Below are 14,605 nucleotides of genomic sequence, written 5' to 3' on the forward strand. Positions count from 1 at the left end.
CCACCGAACTCAGCGCTGCAGGGGCGGGGCCAGGCTGCGCAGGGGCGGGGCCAGCTGGGACGTGGCCGCAAGGTGCGTGTGGGAGGCGGATGTGATCGGGCGCGTGGGAGGGGGCGGACACCGGTGCGAGGTGGGGCTGCGGGCGTCGGGTAGGATGGGCGCTGCAGTCGGTGAGTCCTCGGACGAACCGGCTGACATCGCGCGCTCATGTACCGCCTCCTCGGCGGTGGCCGCACGGCGAGGTCCGGGAGTGATCCCGGGGCCGCACGGTCATGAGCACCAGGCGGTCCATCGCCCGATGGGCCGACACAACCGAGTTCGTGCCCGCGCGCCGACGGGATTCCCGCCGGCGCCCGAGCACCAGATCAGCGTGAGGGCGGATCGCCCCGCGCCGGAAGGACGAGCCATGGCCGTCGTCACCATGCGTCAGCTCCTCGAGAGCGGCGTCCACTTCGGGCACCAGACCCGTCGTTGGAACCCCAAGATGAAGCGCTTCATCTTCACCGAGCGCAACGGCATCTACATCATCGACCTGCAGAAGTCGCTCGCCGACATCGACCGCGCGTTCTCCTTCGTCAAGGAGACCGTGGCGCACGGCGGCACGATCCTGTTCGTCGGCACCAAGAAGCAGGCGCAGGAGGCCGTCGCCGAGCAGTCCACGCGCGTGGGCATGCCCTACGTGAACCAGCGCTGGCTGGGCGGCATGCTGACCAACTTCGGCACCGTCAACAAGCGGCTGCAGCGCCTCAAGGAGCTCGAGGAGGTCGACTTCGACGACGTCGCGTCCTCCGCCTTCACCAAGAAGGAGCTGCTGATGCAGCGCCGTGAGCGCGACAAGCTCGCCCGCACCCTGGGCGGCGTCCGCGACATGGCCAAGGTGCCCTCGGCCGTCTGGGTCGTCGACACCAAGAAGGAGCACCTCGCCGTCGCCGAGGCGCGCAAGCTCAACATCCCGGTCGTCGCGATCCTCGACACCAACTGCGACCCCGACGAGGTCGACTTCCCAATCCCGGGCAACGACGACGCCATCCGCGCCGTCGCGCTCCTCACGCGTGTGATCGCCGACGCCGTGGCCGAGGGCCTGGTCGCCCGCGCCGGTGGCGGCAGCACCGGTGGCACCACCGCCGCCGAGCCGCTGGCCGAGTGGGAGCGCGAGCTCCTCCAGGCGCACGAGGCCGAGGCAGCCGCCGCCGGCACCGCTCCCGCCGAGGCTGCAGCGCCGGCTACCGAGGCTCCGGCCGAGGAGACCGCTGCTCCGGCCGCGACCGAGGAGACCGCTGCGGAGGAGACCACCGAGGCCCCGGCCGCTCCGGTCGCCGCCGAGGAGGCCGCTGCCGAGGAGACCACCGAGGCTCCGGCCGCTTCCGAGCAGACCGTTGCCGACGCGATCGCCGAGCCGGTCCCGGCCGAGGCGCCGGTCGCTGTCCAGGCTCCGGCCGACGAGGCCACCCAGACCGCCGACAAGGCCTGACAACTTCCACGAGAGGAACAGGGGCTCACCACATGGCGAACTACACCGCCGCTGACATCAAGGCGCTTCGGGAGAAGACCGGCGCCGGCATGCTCGACGTCAAGAAGGCGCTCGACGAGGCCGACGGCGACGCCGAGAAGGCTCTGGAGATCATCCGCGTCAAGGGTCTGAAGGGCGTCGCCAAGCGCGAGGGCCGCTCGGCCTCCGACGGTCTGGTCGCGAGCGACGTCTCCACCACGCCTGACGGCGAGGGGGAGGTCGGCGTGCTCGTCGAGATCAACTCGGAGACCGACTTCGTCGCGAAGAACCAGACCTTCGTGTCGCTGGCCGACCGCGTGCTGGCGGCTGCTGTCGCCTCCGGCGCGAACGACGCCGACGCACTCCTCGCCGCCGAGAGCGATGGCGCGAGCATCGCCTCGATCGTCGACGAGACCGCGGCGACGCTGGGCGAGAAGATCGTCGTGCGCCGCGTCTCGCGCGTCGCGGGCGAGAAGGTCACGCCCTACCTGCACCGCACCGCCAAGGACCTGCCCCCGCAGGTCGGCGTGCTCGTCGCCAGCGACGCGGCCGGTGCCGCCGTCGCCAAGGACGTCGCGATGCACGTGGCGGCGTTCTCCCCGACGTACCTCACCCGTGAGGACGTGCCGGCCGACCTCGTCGCCGACGAGCGTCGCATCGCCGAGGAGACCGCGCGCAACGAGGGCAAGCCCGAAGGGGCGCTGCCCAAGATCATCGAGGGTCGCCTCAACGGCTTCTTCAAGGAGAACGTGCTGCTCGACCAGGCGTTCGCGAAGGACCCGAAGAAGTCGGTCGGCCAGGTCGTCAGCGAGGCCGGTGGCACCATCACCGGGTTCACGCGGTTCCGCGTCGGCGCCTGACCCGAGAACGCCTCAGCGACGCCCCGTCCCGCACCGTCGGGACGGGGCGTCGTACCATCACCGCTCGGACGAGCGCGAGGAAGGACACCATGACGCGTCGCGTGCTGCTCAAGCTTTCCGGTGAGGTCTTCGGCGGTGGTGAGGTCGGGCTGGACCCGGACGTCGTCGCCGCGGTCGCGACCGAGATCGCGGCCGCGATGGCCGACGAGGTCCAGGTCGCCGTCGTCGTGGGCGGTGGCAACTTCTTCCGCGGCGCCGAGCTGTCCCAGCGCGGCATCGACCGGTCCCGTGCCGACTACATGGGGATGCTCGGCACCGTGATGAACTGCCTCGCCCTCCAGGACTTCCTGGAGAAGGCGGGCGTCAGCACGCGGGTGCAGACCGCGATCACCATGGGTCAGGTGGCCGAGCCCTACATCCCGCTGCGCGCGATCCGGCACATGGAGAAGGGCCGCGCCGTGGTCTTCGGGGCCGGTGCCGGGATGCCGTACTTCTCCACCGACACCGTGGCCGTGCAGCGAGCCCTCGAGACGAGCTGCGACGAGGTGCTCGTGGCCAAGAACGGCGTGGACGGGGTGTACACCGCCGACCCGCACATCGACCCGACCGCGACCCGGATCGACGCGATCAGCTTCGACGACGCGCTGCGCCGCGACCTCCGGGTCGTGGACTCGACGGCGTTCGGGCTGGCCCGTGACAACGGGATGCCGATGCGTGTCTTCGGCATGCGCCCGGCAGGGAACGTCACGCGGGCCCTCGAGGGTGACAAGATCGGAACACTGGTGGCGTCGGAGGCCGTGGTCGCGAACCACAGGGCCGACGCGGTGAGAACAGCTGAGCAGACCGAGCAGAGCAAGGAGCTGGCGTGATCGACGAGACCCTCTTCGAGGCCGAGGAGAAGATGGACAAGGCGGTCGAGGTCGCCCGTGAGGACCTGAGCAACATCCGCAGCGGCAGGGCGAACGCCGGGATGTTCGCGAAGATCTCGGTGGACTACTACGGCGCCCCCACGCCGCTGCAGCAGCTCGCGTCCTTCCAGATCACCGATGCCCGCACGGTCCTCGTGAGCCCGTTCGACAAGAGCTCGATGCCGAACATCGAGAAGGCGCTGCGCGACTCCGACCTCGGCGTCAATCCCTCCAACGACGGCAACGTGATCCGGCTGGTGCTCCCCGCACTCACCGAGGAGCGCCGCCGCGAGTACGTGAAGCTCGCCAAGACCAAGGGCGAGGACGCGCGCGTCTCCGTGCGCAACGTGCGCCGCCGCGCCAAGGAAGAGCTCGACCGCATCGCGAAGGACGGCGAGGCGGGCGAGGACGAGGTCAACCGTGCGCAGGGCGAGCTCGACGCGCTCACCAAGAAGCACACCGACCTGATCGACTCTCTCCTTGCCGGCAAGGAGAAGGAGCTGCTCGAGGTCTGAGCATGGCGGATCCCCACGCGGCCGATGCCTCCGGCCAGGTCCCCGCGCCGATGTCTCGGCGCGAGCGACGCGAGGCCGAGCGGCGTGCGGCACGCGAGGCGAGCCGCGCGGTCTCGGTGACCGCGGAGGAGGCCACGACGCCGGGTGCGGCCTCGGAGGGTGGGGAAGCACCCTCCGGTGAGGTCCCGGCGGTCCGGCCGGCCGTCGTCGAGACCAGCCCGGTCGTGGAGGCCGACCCGGTCGTCGAGACCACCCCCGTCGGGGAGCCAGGCCCGCGCGTCGAGCCCGCCCCGGCTTCCGTCGTCGGGCTCGAGGGCCACGAGGCGCCCGGCCCGGTCGCCGACGGCCAGATCGGCGACACCTCCACCCCGCTGCCGTCGGGCGGGCGCAACGTCCCCGTCGCTGTCGGCGTGGGACTCGGGCTCGGGCTCCTGGTGGTCGCCAGCCTGTTCTTCTGGCGCAAGGAGGCCCTCCTCGGGGTGGCCGTGATCGGGTGCGCGCTGGGCCTGTACGAGCTCAGCCGTGCGGTGGCCGTGCGCGACATCAAGCTGCCGCTGCTGCCACTGCTGGTGGGCACCGTCGGCATCATGGTCTCGGCCTACACCGCCGGCGTGGAGGCGCTGCTGGTGGCGAGCGTGCTCACGTCGGGCGGTGCATTCATCTGGCGCGTGCTCGACGGCGGTGGTGTCGCGGCCCTGCGCGACGCCACGGCGGCGGTGTTCGCCACCGCCTACATACCGTTCATGGCCGGCTTCATCGCCTTGATGCTCGCGGCCGACGACGGGCCGTGGCGCGTGCTGACCTACATCTGCATCTGCGTGGCCAGCGACACCGGCGGCTATCTGGCCGGCGTGCTCTTCGGCAAGACCAGGCTGGCGCCGATCGTCAGCCCGAAGAAGTCCTGGGAGGGCCTCGTCGGCTCCTACGTGCTCGCGTCCGGTGTGGGCGTCGGGCTGATGGTCGGCGTGCTGCAGGGTCCCTGGTGGGCCGGGCTCGCGCTCGGCGTCGCCGGTGTCACGGCCGCGACCCTGGGCGATCTGGCGGAGTCGCTGATCAAGCGCGACCTGGGCGTCAAGGACATGGGCACCATCCTGCCCGGCCACGGCGGCGTCCTGGATCGGGTCGACTCGCTGTTGTTCGCGGCACCTGTCGCGTTCCTCATCTTCTACGCAGTGCTCGGGAGCTAGTCATGACACGGATCGCGCAGACGGGACGCCAGGTACGGCCGGCGGACGACCCGGCGGCGGCCGCCGCCACGCTGCCCACCCTCAGCTTCTCGGTGCCGCGGCGTGGCAAGCCGCCGCAGCACCTCGCCGATCTCGACGTCGACGCGCGTTCCGCCGTGCTCGCCGAGATGGGACACCCGGGCTACCGGGCGAAGCAGGTCTCGACGCACTACTTCACCCACCTGGTGCGGGACCCGGAGGCCATGACCGACCTGCCGGCGGCCGTGCGGGACGACCTCGCCGCGACGCTGCTCCCGGACCTGCTCACCGAGGTCCGCAGGATGGAGGCCGACGGCGGCGCGACCGTGAAGACGCTCTGGTCGCTGTTCGACGACGTCAAGGTCGAGTCGGTCCTCATGGGCTACAAGGACCGCGCGACGTTGTGCGTCTCGAGCCAGGCGGGCTGCGGCATGGCCTGCCCGTTCTGCGCGACCGGTCAGATGGGCATGACGAGGAACCTCTCGACGGCCGAGATCATCGAGCAGGTGCGTCACGCCGCCCTCGCGTGCCGCAACGGTGAGCTGGCGCGTGCGCCTCGCCGGCTCTCGAACATCGTGTTCATGGGGATGGGGGAGCCGCTCGCCAACTACAAGGCCGTGATCGGTGCGGTCCGCCGGCTGGTGGAGCCCTCGCCCTCGGGCTTCGGGATGAGTGCGCGCAACGTCACCGTCTCGACCGTGGGCCTGGTCCCGGCGATCGACAAGCTGACCAAGGAGGGCATCCCGGTCACGCTCGCGCTGTCGCTGCACGCGCCCGACGACGAGCTCCGCAGCGAGCTGGTGCCGATCAACACCCGGTGGAAGGTGGGCGAGACGCTCGACGCCGCCCGCCGTTACTTCGAGGCCACCGGGCGTCGCGTGAGCATCGAGTACGCGCTGATCAAGGACATGAACGATCACGCCTGGCGCGCCGACCTGCTGGGCGAGGAGCTGAACCGGCGCGGCCGCGGCTGGGTGCACGTCAACCCGATCCCGCTGAACCCGACGCCCGGCTCGATCTGGACCGCGAGCGAGAAGCACGTGGAGGACGAGTTCGTGACACGGCTCCGTGCTGCCGGGATCCCCACCACGGTGCGCGATACTCGGGGCAGCGACATCGATGGCGCCTGCGGACAGCTCGCGATCCAGAGCTAGCGGCCGGCGCAGTGGCCTGAGGGAGTAGAGACAGATGGCGGAGACGTTCCCGCGCAGCGGCAGATGGTCGAGCGGGTACGACGTCGAGCAGGTCGACACCTTCTTCGAGGAGGCCCGCGCGGCGTACGAGTCGGACGCCGACGGCGGCATGACCGCCGACGACGTGCGCAGCGCCGCCTTCGACCTGGTGCGCCACGGCTACGACCCGGCCCACGTCGACGCGGCCCTCGATCGTCTCGAGGGCGCGTTCGTGAAGCGAGCGCGCGCCCGCAGCATCCGCACCGAGGGACAGGGCGTCTGGATGGAGGACGTCGCCAAGCGCGCGACGACCCTCTACGGACGGCTCGTGCGCCCCGCCGGCGAGCGGTTCGCTCCGCCCGAGCGTGGCCGCGGCTACGACAGCGAGGCCGTAGACGCCCTGCTCGACCGGATCGTGGACTACTTCGACTCCGGCGCGGAGCTGAGCGCTGCCGAGGTGCGGTCGGCGACGTTCCCGGCCGCCTCGGGCGACCGCGCCTACGGCGAGGGCGCTGTCGACGCCTTCCTCGACCGCACCGTCGACGTGCTGCTCGCGGTCGAGTGAGCCGGTCGAGGCGTTCGGTCGCGCTGCTCGGCAGCACCGGCTCGATCGGCACCCAGGCGTGCGACGTCATCGGTGCCAACCTCGAGCAGTTCGAGGTGGCCGCCCTCGCCGCCGGGGGAGGCCAGCTCGACGTCCTCGCCGAGCAGGTGGTCCGGTTCGGTGTGCCGCTCGTGGCGATCGCGCACGGATCCGCCGAGGCGGTGCGCGAGGCGGTCGCCGCCGCGGCGGCGCGCCTCGGTTCGGCGGTCCCGCGCTTCGAGGTCGTGGTGGGCCCGACCGCAGCCACCGAGGCGGCCGGCGCCGGTGCCGACGTGGTGCTCAACGGCATCACCGGATCGATCGGGCTGGCGCCGACGCTCGCCGCGCTGCGCGCAGGCTCGACGCTGGCGCTGGCCAACAAGGAGTCCCTGATCGCGGGCGGTCCGCTCGTCCGGGCCGCTCAGCAGCGTCCCGACCAGCTCGTCCCGGTCGACTCCGAGCACTCGGCCATCGCGCAGGCGCTGCGCGCCGGGCGGCGCGAGGAGGTGGCACGGATCATCCTCACCGCCTCGGGCGGCCCGTTCCGCGGCCGCACGCGAGCCGAGCTCGCGGCCGTCACACCCGAGCAGGCGCTCGCGCACCCGACCTGGGCGATGGGCCCGGTGGTGACGACGAACTCGGCGACCCTGGTCAACAAGGGGCTCGAGCTGATCGAGGCGCACCTGCTCTTCGAGGTGGACGTCGCCGACATCACCGTCGTGGTCCACCCGCAGTCGGTGGTCCACTCGATGGTCGAGTTCACCGACGGCTCGACCATCGCTCAGGCCTCGCCGCCCGACATGCGGCTGCCGATCGCGCTCGGGCTGGGCTGGCCCGACCGCGTGCCCGGTGCGGCGCGCGGCTGCCGCTGGGACGAGGCGACCGCCTGGACCTTCGAGCCCGTCGACGACGAGACCTTTCCCGCGCTGGACCTGGCCCGCGTGGCCGTCAAGGCCTCAGCGACCCACCCCGCCGTCTACAACGCCGCGAACGAGGAGTGCGTGGAGGCGTTCCTGTCCGGTCGGATCGGCTTCCTCGACATCGTCGACACCGTCACGCGCGTGCTGGACGAGCACGAGGGCACCGATGCCGCGCACCTCGATCTCGACGCCGTGGTGGCGGCGGAGAGCTGGGCGCGGGTCCGTGCCGGTGAGCTGCTCGCCGGCCGCTGAGCCGCGACCTGGCCGTCACCACCAGGAGGACCTGCCGCGGCGCACCCACAGCGCGCAGGGCTGGGTCGATCCGGTGCGCACGCCGGTGCACTCGGGCAGGTGATCGGGTGGCTCAGGATCGCTGCGAAACGTGATCCCGCCGTCGACCTCGGTGGAACCGGGCGTCCACAGCCGAGGATGCGGCACCCAGCCGTTGAGGAAGATCTCGCAGTCGCAGCAGCCGCCCGCGCGCGCGAGCCGGTCGGCGAGCCCGGTGGCTCGCGGTGCGCAGCGGTCGCGGTAGTTCAGCGCGAAGCGCAGCGTGCAGTCGCACCGGAACTCCTCGAGCATGCGCGCGACGTAGCACTGCAAGCACTCGCCCGCGTGCGGCTGCGTGAGGCCGTCGGCCAGCTCGCGCAGCAGCTGGTCGGCCCAGGTGTCGGGCCCGCCCGGATCCAGATCGATGTCTCTCATACGGGTGTTCTACGCGACCCCTCCGACATCGGCCGTCTCCACCGGCTCAGCCGACCAGGTCGGCGTGCTGCTGGTCGTAGTGCGGGTTCGTCATCACGCCGAGGACGTTCCCGAACGGGTCGCAGACGGATGCGGTCACGAAGCCCTCGCCGCGCGGCGTCGGCCCCTGCACAGGAGCGGCGCCGAGATCGAGCAGGCGGGCGTAGGCCGCCTCGACGTCGTCGACCGCCCAGTGCAGCACGGCGCCGGAGGCGGACCCCACGGGGTAGGGGGCCCACGTCGCGTCGATGATGCCGACCTCGGTCTGGAGGTCACCGATGCGCCACTCGGCGTACGCCGTCGGTCCGTCCTCGGGGCGTCGGAAGTACGGCTCGATGCCGAACAGCTCGGTGTACCAGGCGATCGCCGCCGGCATGTCGGCGGCGTAGAGGTTGAGGGTGGCGGGTCCGCGGAACATGGAGGTCTCCTTCGAGTCGGTGTCCCACCAGCCTGTGCGCTGAAGTGCGCACCCTGTGAGCACTTTTCTGGCTAGCGTGAGGCTGTGCGTGCGGACCGACTCGTGGCGGCGACGCTGTACCTGCAGCGGCGTGGTCGGGTCACGGCCGCCGAGCTCGCCGAGCACCTCGAGGTCTCGGTCGCCACCGCGCGACGCGATCTCGAGGCGCTCGGCGTCGCCGGTGTCCCGGTCTACCCGCAGCGTGGTCGCGGTGGCGGCTGGCAGCTGGTGGGCGGCGCCCGTACCGACCTCAGCGGGCTGACCGAGCCCGAGGTCCGTGCCCTGTTCCTGACGCTCGGGCGGGTCGACGGCGACGCGACGGCACGTGCGGCTCTCCACAAGCTCGTGAGGGCGCTGCCCGCACCGTTCCGAGAGGGCGCCGAGGCGGCGGCCGCAGCGGTGCGTGTCGAGCCGTGGCGCTGGCAGGAGCGCTCGGAAGTTCCGTTCCCCGACGAGCGGGCGCTGCGCGACGCGATCGTGCAGCGGCGACGCTGCACGATTCGTTACCGGCGCCCTGGCGGGGAGGCGGAGCGCGCCGTGGAGGTCGACCCGTGGCGGCTCGTGGACAAGGCCGGTGTCGCCTACCTGCTCGCCGGGACCGCACGTGGGCCGCGGACGTACCGCCTGGACCGGATGGGCGGGGTCGAGGTCGGCGACGAGCGGTTCGAGCGCCCGCAGGAGGCGCTCGTCGACGAGCAGTGGGCGCAGACCACCGCGACCGTGGGCGCCGCCCGCACCAGTACCCGCGCGACCGTGCGAGCCGACGCGTTCGCCCGCACGGTCCTCGCGGCCCAGCTCGGTCCCGGGTTCGAGCCGGTCGACGACGACACCGCCGTCGTGGCGGCGCACAGCCCGCGCGGCCTCGCCGAACAGCTCGCTGGATGGGGCAGCCGCGTCGAGGTGCTCGACGCGCCGGACGTCGTGGCTGAGCTCGCCTCGATCGGTGCCGAGCTGGTCGCGCTGTACGGCCGCCGGTGATCGATACGTACCCACGCTCAGCATCGGTGCCTACCATGACCCGGTGATGTTCTGGATCGGCGTGCTCGCCGTGGCCGTGGGCCTGATTGTCTCGATCGCCCTGCACGAGATCGGGCACCTGCTGCCTGCGAAGAAGTTCGGCGTGCGGGTGCCGCAGTACTTCGTGGGCTTCGGACCGACGATCTGGTCCCGCCGTCGAGGCGAGACCGAGTACGGGGTCAAGGCGATCCCGCTCGGCGGCTTCGTCCGGATGATCGGGATGTTCCCGCCGGCCAGGACGGACCAGAGCCCGGAGTCCGCGACCGAGGACCGGATCCGGCGCCGCGGCCTGGTCGGCTGGGCGAAGAACGTCGCCGACGACGCCCGCGAGGTCTCGCTCGAGGAGATCGGGCCGGGCGACGAGAAGCGAGCGTTCTACCAGCTGAGCACGCCGAAGAAGCTCGCCGTGATGTTCGGCGGCCCGGTGGTCAACCTCATCCTCAGCGCGCTGCTGTTCACGATCGTGGTCTCGGGCATCGGCTTCCCGGTCGCGACCAACGCGGTCGACTCGGTGGCCGCGTGCGTGCAGACCACCGGCGACGGCGAGTGCGAGGCCGACGCCGCTCCCGCGCCGTCGGTCGACGCGGGGTTCGAGGCCGGCGACGTGATCGTCTCCTGGGGTGGCACGCCGGTCGAGGACTGGACGGACGTCTCCGCAGCGATCCGGGAGGGCGGTGCCGAGCCCACCGAGGTCGTCGTCGAACGCGATGGCACCCCGACCACGTTGACCGTGACACCGACCCTCGTCGAGCGCGAGGTCACGGGGGAGGACGGCAGCACCACGGTCCAGGAGGTGCCCTACGTCGGCATCGTCTCGGCCGTCGTGCGCGAGCCGCAGCCGCTCACCGAGGTCCCGGGCGTGGTCGGCCAGCAGCTGAGCGCCACGGTCGGGGTGGTGCTGACGCTGCCGCAGCGCCTGGCCTCGATCGCGCAGGCGGTCTTCGGCATCGGCGAGCGCGATCCCAACGTGATCGGGGTCATCGGCATCGGCCGCGTCGCCGGGGACCTCAACGAGGCCAACGCGGAGGACGGGTTCACGGCGCAGCTGTTCTGGCTGCTGACGATCCTGGCGAGCCTGAACATGGCGCTGTTCGTGTTCAACATGATCCCGTTGCCACCGCTGGACGGCGGGCACATCGCAGGCGCGCTGTTCGAGGGCGGCCGCCGGCAGGTCGCTCGCTGGCGCGGCCGGCCGAACCCGGGCTACGCGGACACCGCCAAGCTGATGCCGCTCACCTACGCGGTGTTCATCCTGTTCGTGGGCATGGGGCTGCTCCTGGCCGTCGCCGACATCGTGGAACCGGTGGTCCTCACCTAGCGGGGGTTTCGCCCCAGCTGTGAGACGTGACACCACGGGGGCTTTCAGCACCCGCTCGCCACAGCATCTTCACCTCGCGGTGAGATACTGCCGAACGTGACTGTTCCGATCGCGCTGGGCATCCCTGCTGTCAAGGAGACCCCTCAGGTCCTGAGCCCGCGACGCAAGACCCGGAAGATCCGCGTCGGCAGTGTCGAGGTGGGCGGCGACGCGCCGATCTCGGTGCAGTCGATGACGACCACCCAGACCACCGACATCAACGCCACGCTGCAGCAGATCGCCGAGCTGACGGCGTCGGGCTGCGACATCGTGCGCGTCGCCGTGCCCACGGCCGATGACGCCGAGGTGCTGCCGATCATCGCGAAGAAGTCGCAGATCCCCGTGATCGCGGACATCCACTTCCAGCCGAAGTACGTGTTCGCCGCGATCGATGCGGGCTGCGCGGCGGTCCGGGTCAACCCGGGCAACATCCGCAAGTTCGACGACCAGGTCGGCGCGATCGCGAAGGCCGCCGCCGATGCCGGGGTCTCGCTCCGGATCGGCGTCAACGCCGGCTCGCTCGACAAGCGCCTGCTCGAGAAGTACGGCAAGGCGACGCCCGAGGCGCTGGTGGAGTCCGCCGTCTGGGAGGCCTCGCTGTTCGAGGAGCACGGCTTCCACGACTTCAAGATCTCCGTCAAGCACAACGACCCCGTGATCATGGTCCGGGCCTACGAGCTGCTCTCGGAGGCGGGGGACTGGCCGCTGCACCTCGGCGTCACCGAGGCCGGCCCGGCGTTCCAGGGCACCATCAAGTCCGCCACCGCTTTCGGTGCGCTGCTGAGCAAGGGCATCGGCGACACCATCCGGGTGTCCCTGTCCGCGCCGCCCGCCGAGGAGGTCAAGGTCGGCCTGCAGATCCTGCAGTCGCTCAACCTGCGCGAGCGCAAGCTCGAGATCGTCTCCTGCCCCTCCTGCGGCCGTGCCCAGGTGGACGTGTACTCGCTGGCGGAGGAGGTGACCGCGGGCCTGGAGGGCCTGGAGGTCCCGCTGCGCGTCGCCGTCATGGGTTGTGTCGTGAACGGGCCGGGCGAGGCTCGCGAGGCCGACCTCGGCGTCGCCTCCGGCAACGGCAAGGGACAGATCTTCGTCAAGGGCGAGGTGATCGCGACCGTGCCGGAGGACCAGATCGTCGCGACCCTGCTCCAGGAGGCGCACCGGATCGCCGCGACCATGGAAGCGGCCGGCGAACCGACCGTCTCCGTCTCCTGACGGCCCGCCGTGGCGCGTTGGCCCTGGCAGAGCACGGCGATGCCGTCCCCGATCCTCGTCCGTGACGCCCGCGCGGTCGACATGGGCAGCGTGCTGGAGTACTGCCATCAGCAGCCGGTCGACGCGGCGCTGCTGGGTGAGCACGTCGAGGCGATGGTCACCAGCCCGCAGCTGCGTGACCAGCTCCTGTGCGTGAGCACCCCGGCCGGGCTCGCGGGGCTGTGCTGGACCGGCGGGAACATGGTTCCGCTGGGGATCGAGCCGTCGGCGATGTCCGAGGTCGCGGCGGAGGTACGGCGGCGCGCGCGGCGCTACTCCTCGATCGTGGGGCCTGCCGAGGGGGTGATGTCGCTGTGGGACCTGCTCGCGCCGACGTCGCCCAGCCCCCGGGACGTGCGCCCCGACCAGCCCTCGATGGTCATCACCGCCGACCCGCAGGTCGAGCCCGACCCCGCGGTGCGGCTGACGACCGACGAGGACTTCGACATCCTCATGCCTGCCTGCGTGTCGATGTTCACCGAGGAGGTCGGCCACTCACCGCTGAGCATCGGTGGCGGCTACGAGCGCCGTGTCCGCTCGCTGGTGGCCGCGAAGCGGTCGCTCGCCCGGATCGAGGACGGCCGGGTCGTGTTCAAGGCCGAGCTCGGCACCGTGGCGCTCGGGGTCACCCAGGTGCAGGGCGTCTGGGTGGAGCCCGAGATGCGCGGACGCGGGCTCGCGCGAGCCGGCATGGCGGCCGTGGTCGAGTACGCGCGCGCACACATCGCGCCCACGGTCTCGCTCTACGTCAACTCCTACAACGAGGCCGCGATCCGCGCCTACGACGCCGTCGGGTTCCGCCAGGTCGGCACCTTCGCGACCATCCTGTTCTGAGCGCTCACTCGTGGGGGACGTCGCCCTCGCGGACACCCCGGGTCGCGGCGGTCTGATCCGCGTCGGCCGAGCTCTGCCCGCGCTCGTCGAGGTCGGGGTCCAGCGGTTCCTCGTCGTCGGAGGCGATCGCCTCGGGGTCGACCGCGGGTCGGAAGTCGAGGTCGCCGTCCTCGTCGCGGCCGATGAAGCCGGGGAACGGTGGGTTCGGGCTGCTCGTCATGGTCTCTCTCCTTGCGCACGTCGTGGGGTGACCCACGATCGCGGGCTCTCCGCACGTCCGACGTTACGTCACCAGGCGGGCCACCGGGCCCCGACGGCGCCGTCAGATCCGCGGTGACGGTCTACTTCAGCAGCTTCGACATGCGCCGGTCGGCGAGGATCTTGCCGCCCGTCTGGCAGGTGGCGCAGTACTGCAGCGAGGAGTCGGCGAAGCTGACCTCGCGGACCGTGTCCCCGCAGACCGGGCACGCCTGGCCGGTGCGGCCGTGCACGCGCATGCCCGAGCGCTTGGCGTCCTTGAGCTCCTTCGCGGGCTTGCCCGACGACGTCGCGATCGCCGCGCGCAGCGTCTCGCCGATGGCGGCGTGGAGCCGGGTCAGGATCTCCTCGTCGTCGGCGATCGCCGTGGTCTTGGCGAACGGGCTGATCCGGGCGACGTGCAGGATCTCGTCCGAGTAGGCGTTCCCGATGCCGGCGATGATCGCCTGGTCGCGGAGCAGACCCTTGATCTGTTGGTTCTTGGTGCGCAGCAGGGCGCGGAGCCGCTCGAGCGTGAAGTCCGCATCCAGCGGATCCGGACCGAGGGTGGCGACCATCGGCACCTCGGCGGGGTCCTCGACGAGGTAGACCGCGAGCTTGCGCTTGGTCCCAGCCTCGGTGAGGTCGAAACCCGTCCCGGCATCGGTCCCGACGCGGAACGCCAGCGGCGACTTGGGGGAGGGGCGAGGGGTCGTCGTCGGCATCTCCTCGTACCAGCGCACCCAGCCCGCCCGGGCGAGGTGGAAGACCAGATGCCTCTCGCCCTCGGGCGTGCTCACGACGACGTCGAGCCACTTGCCGTGCCGTGCGACGCCCGTGACCTCGCCGCCGAGCAGCTTCTCCGGCCCGATCGCGAAGGTCTTGAGCGCGGTGAACGCGACCGGCCGGACGTCGGTGAGCGTGCGACCGCGGAGGCGCTCGTCGAGGAAGTCGACCAGCCCCTGCACCTCAGGCATCTCGGGCATGTCTCAAATCTAGGGGCTGACGTCGCGGAGCGGGGGCTGGGCGGGCGGCACCTGCAGCCCGCATAGACTC

The 14,605-nt window shown here is 71.5% G+C and carries 16 protein-coding genes; 12 read left to right on the top strand and 4 right to left on the bottom strand.

Annotated elements, in window-relative coordinates; translation table 11 throughout:
* Positions 1-406 precede the first annotated feature (406 nt).
* The 8 genes from rpsB to dxr all read left to right on the top strand — a co-directional run bounded on the left by rpsB (position 407) and on the right by dxr (position 7,904).
* Entirely contained in the window at positions 407-1,471 is a 1,065-nt protein-coding gene (rpsB, locus tag GPA04_RS00270) for a 30S ribosomal protein S2 (protein ID WP_156221180.1), read from the top strand.
* Positions 1,472-1,503: 32 nt separating this feature from the next.
* Positions 1,504-2,349: a translation elongation factor Ts gene (gene tsf / locus GPA04_RS00275; protein ID WP_156221182.1), complete on the top strand. Its 846-nt coding sequence runs from the start codon at positions 1,504-1,506 to the stop codon at positions 2,347-2,349.
* Between the two features lie 89 nt (positions 2,350-2,438).
* Positions 2,439-3,218 carry a UMP kinase gene (gene pyrH / locus GPA04_RS00280; RefSeq protein ID WP_156221185.1) on the top strand — a complete coding sequence of 260 codons (780 nt, stop codon included), beginning with the start codon at positions 2,439-2,441 and terminating at the stop codon, positions 3,216-3,218.
* Positions 3,215-3,772, top strand: a complete 558-nt coding sequence (gene frr / locus GPA04_RS00285; RefSeq protein ID WP_156221187.1) for a ribosome recycling factor — start codon at positions 3,215-3,217, stop codon at positions 3,770-3,772. Before pyrH ends, frr begins: the two co-directional genes overlap by 4 nt.
* A 2-nt stretch (positions 3,773-3,774) precedes the next feature.
* Complete coding sequence (locus GPA04_RS00290) at positions 3,775-4,959, top strand: phosphatidate cytidylyltransferase (protein ID WP_366464046.1); 1,185 nt, start codon at positions 3,775-3,777, stop codon at positions 4,957-4,959.
* A 2-nt stretch (positions 4,960-4,961) separates the two neighbouring features.
* Complete coding sequence (gene rlmN / locus GPA04_RS00295; RefSeq protein WP_156221189.1) at positions 4,962-6,131, top strand: dual-specificity RNA methyltransferase RlmN; 1,170 nt, start codon at positions 4,962-4,964, stop codon at positions 6,129-6,131.
* 34 nt (positions 6,132-6,165) lie between these two features.
* A complete protein-coding gene (locus GPA04_RS00300; RefSeq protein WP_156221191.1) occupies positions 6,166-6,714 on the top strand; it encodes a DivIVA domain-containing protein in 549 nt (182 codons plus the stop codon).
* The gene (dxr, locus tag GPA04_RS00305) at positions 6,711-7,904 is read left to right on the top strand and encodes a 1-deoxy-D-xylulose-5-phosphate reductoisomerase (RefSeq protein WP_156221193.1); all 1,194 of its coding nucleotides are present in this window, start codon (positions 6,711-6,713) and stop codon (positions 7,902-7,904) included. Before GPA04_RS00300 ends, dxr begins: the two co-directional genes overlap by 4 nt.
* Before the next feature lie 15 nt (positions 7,905-7,919).
* Here the strand turns inward: dxr and GPA04_RS00310 are convergent, their stop codons facing one another.
* Together GPA04_RS00310 and GPA04_RS00315 are read right to left on the bottom strand one after the other, a co-directional pair.
* Positions 7,920-8,357, bottom strand: a complete 438-nt coding sequence (locus tag GPA04_RS00310; RefSeq protein ID WP_156221195.1) for a DUF2695 domain-containing protein — start codon at positions 8,355-8,357, stop codon at positions 7,920-7,922.
* 46 nt (positions 8,358-8,403) lie between these two features.
* Positions 8,404-8,814 (bottom strand): VOC family protein, encoded by a 411-nt coding sequence (locus tag GPA04_RS00315; RefSeq protein ID WP_156221196.1) that lies wholly within the window; start codon positions 8,812-8,814, stop codon positions 8,404-8,406.
* A gap of 84 nt (positions 8,815-8,898) precedes the next feature.
* Here GPA04_RS00315 and GPA04_RS00320 point away from each other — a divergent pair, with 84 nt between their 5' ends.
* The 4 genes from GPA04_RS00320 to GPA04_RS00335 all read left to right on the top strand — a co-directional run bounded on the left by GPA04_RS00320 (position 8,899) and on the right by GPA04_RS00335 (position 13,312).
* On the top strand, positions 8,899-9,831 hold the full coding sequence (locus GPA04_RS00320; protein WP_156221198.1) for a helix-turn-helix transcriptional regulator: 933 nt from the start codon (positions 8,899-8,901) through the stop codon (positions 9,829-9,831).
* A 46-nt stretch (positions 9,832-9,877) separates the two neighbouring features.
* The gene (locus tag GPA04_RS00325; protein ID WP_156222311.1) at positions 9,878-11,188 is read left to right on the top strand and encodes a M50 family metallopeptidase; all 1,311 of its coding nucleotides are present in this window, start codon (positions 9,878-9,880) and stop codon (positions 11,186-11,188) included.
* A 96-nt stretch (positions 11,189-11,284) separates the two neighbouring features.
* A complete protein-coding gene (gene ispG / locus GPA04_RS00330; protein WP_156221200.1) occupies positions 11,285-12,439 on the top strand; it encodes a flavodoxin-dependent (E)-4-hydroxy-3-methylbut-2-enyl-diphosphate synthase in 1,155 nt (384 codons plus the stop codon).
* A 39-nt stretch (positions 12,440-12,478) separates the two neighbouring features.
* Positions 12,479-13,312: a GNAT family N-acetyltransferase gene (locus tag GPA04_RS00335; RefSeq protein WP_156221202.1), complete on the top strand. Its 834-nt coding sequence runs from the start codon at positions 12,479-12,481 to the stop codon at positions 13,310-13,312.
* A 4-nt stretch (positions 13,313-13,316) separates the two neighbouring features.
* Here GPA04_RS00335 and GPA04_RS00340 read toward each other — a convergent pair whose 3' ends face one another.
* Positions 13,317-13,532, bottom strand: a complete 216-nt coding sequence (locus GPA04_RS00340) for a hypothetical protein (protein WP_156221204.1) — start codon at positions 13,530-13,532, stop codon at positions 13,317-13,319.
* 121 nt (positions 13,533-13,653) lie between these two features.
* Positions 13,654-14,535, bottom strand: a complete 882-nt coding sequence (locus GPA04_RS00345) for an Fpg/Nei family DNA glycosylase (RefSeq protein ID WP_156221206.1) — start codon at positions 14,533-14,535, stop codon at positions 13,654-13,656.
* Positions 14,536-14,605 lie beyond the last annotated feature (70 nt).

Origin of the sequence: Pseudactinotalea suaedae, from assembly GCF_009733815.1 — a bacterium.
Lineage (GTDB): Bacteria > Actinomycetota > Actinomycetes > Actinomycetales > Beutenbergiaceae > Pseudactinotalea > Pseudactinotalea suaedae.

What these genes read in the sequence shown, in the direction of transcription:
- rpsB (WP_156221180.1), top strand. Translation starts at nt 407, where the DNA reads ATGGCCGTCGTCACCATGCGTCAGCTCCTCGAGAGCGGCGTCCACTTC.
- tsf (WP_156221182.1), top strand. Translation starts at nt 1,504, where the DNA reads ATGGCGAACTACACCGCCGCTGACATCAAGGCGCTTCGGGAGAAGACC.
- pyrH (WP_156221185.1), top strand. Translation starts at nt 2,439, where the DNA reads ATGACGCGTCGCGTGCTGCTCAAGCTTTCCGGTGAGGTCTTCGGCGGT.
- GPA04_RS00290 (WP_366464046.1), top strand. Translation starts at nt 3,775, where the DNA reads ATGGCGGATCCCCACGCGGCCGATGCCTCCGGCCAGGTCCCCGCGCCG.
- rlmN (WP_156221189.1), top strand. Translation starts at nt 4,962, where the DNA reads ATGACACGGATCGCGCAGACGGGACGCCAGGTACGGCCGGCGGACGAC.
- GPA04_RS00300 (WP_156221191.1), top strand. Translation starts at nt 6,166, where the DNA reads ATGGCGGAGACGTTCCCGCGCAGCGGCAGATGGTCGAGCGGGTACGAC.
- GPA04_RS00310 (WP_156221195.1), bottom strand. Translation starts at nt 8,357, where the DNA reads ATGAGAGACATCGATCTGGATCCGGGCGGGCCCGACACCTGGGCCGAC.
- GPA04_RS00315 (WP_156221196.1), bottom strand. Translation starts at nt 8,814, where the DNA reads ATGTTCCGCGGACCCGCCACCCTCAACCTCTACGCCGCCGACATGCCG.
- GPA04_RS00325 (WP_156222311.1), top strand. Translation starts at nt 9,878, where the DNA reads ATGTTCTGGATCGGCGTGCTCGCCGTGGCCGTGGGCCTGATTGTCTCG.
- GPA04_RS00335 (WP_156221202.1), top strand. Translation starts at nt 12,479, where the DNA reads ATGCCGTCCCCGATCCTCGTCCGTGACGCCCGCGCGGTCGACATGGGC.
- GPA04_RS00340 (WP_156221204.1), bottom strand. Translation starts at nt 13,532, where the DNA reads ATGACGAGCAGCCCGAACCCACCGTTCCCCGGCTTCATCGGCCGCGAC.
- GPA04_RS00345 (WP_156221206.1), bottom strand. Translation starts at nt 14,535, where the DNA reads ATGCCCGAGATGCCTGAGGTGCAGGGGCTGGTCGACTTCCTCGACGAG.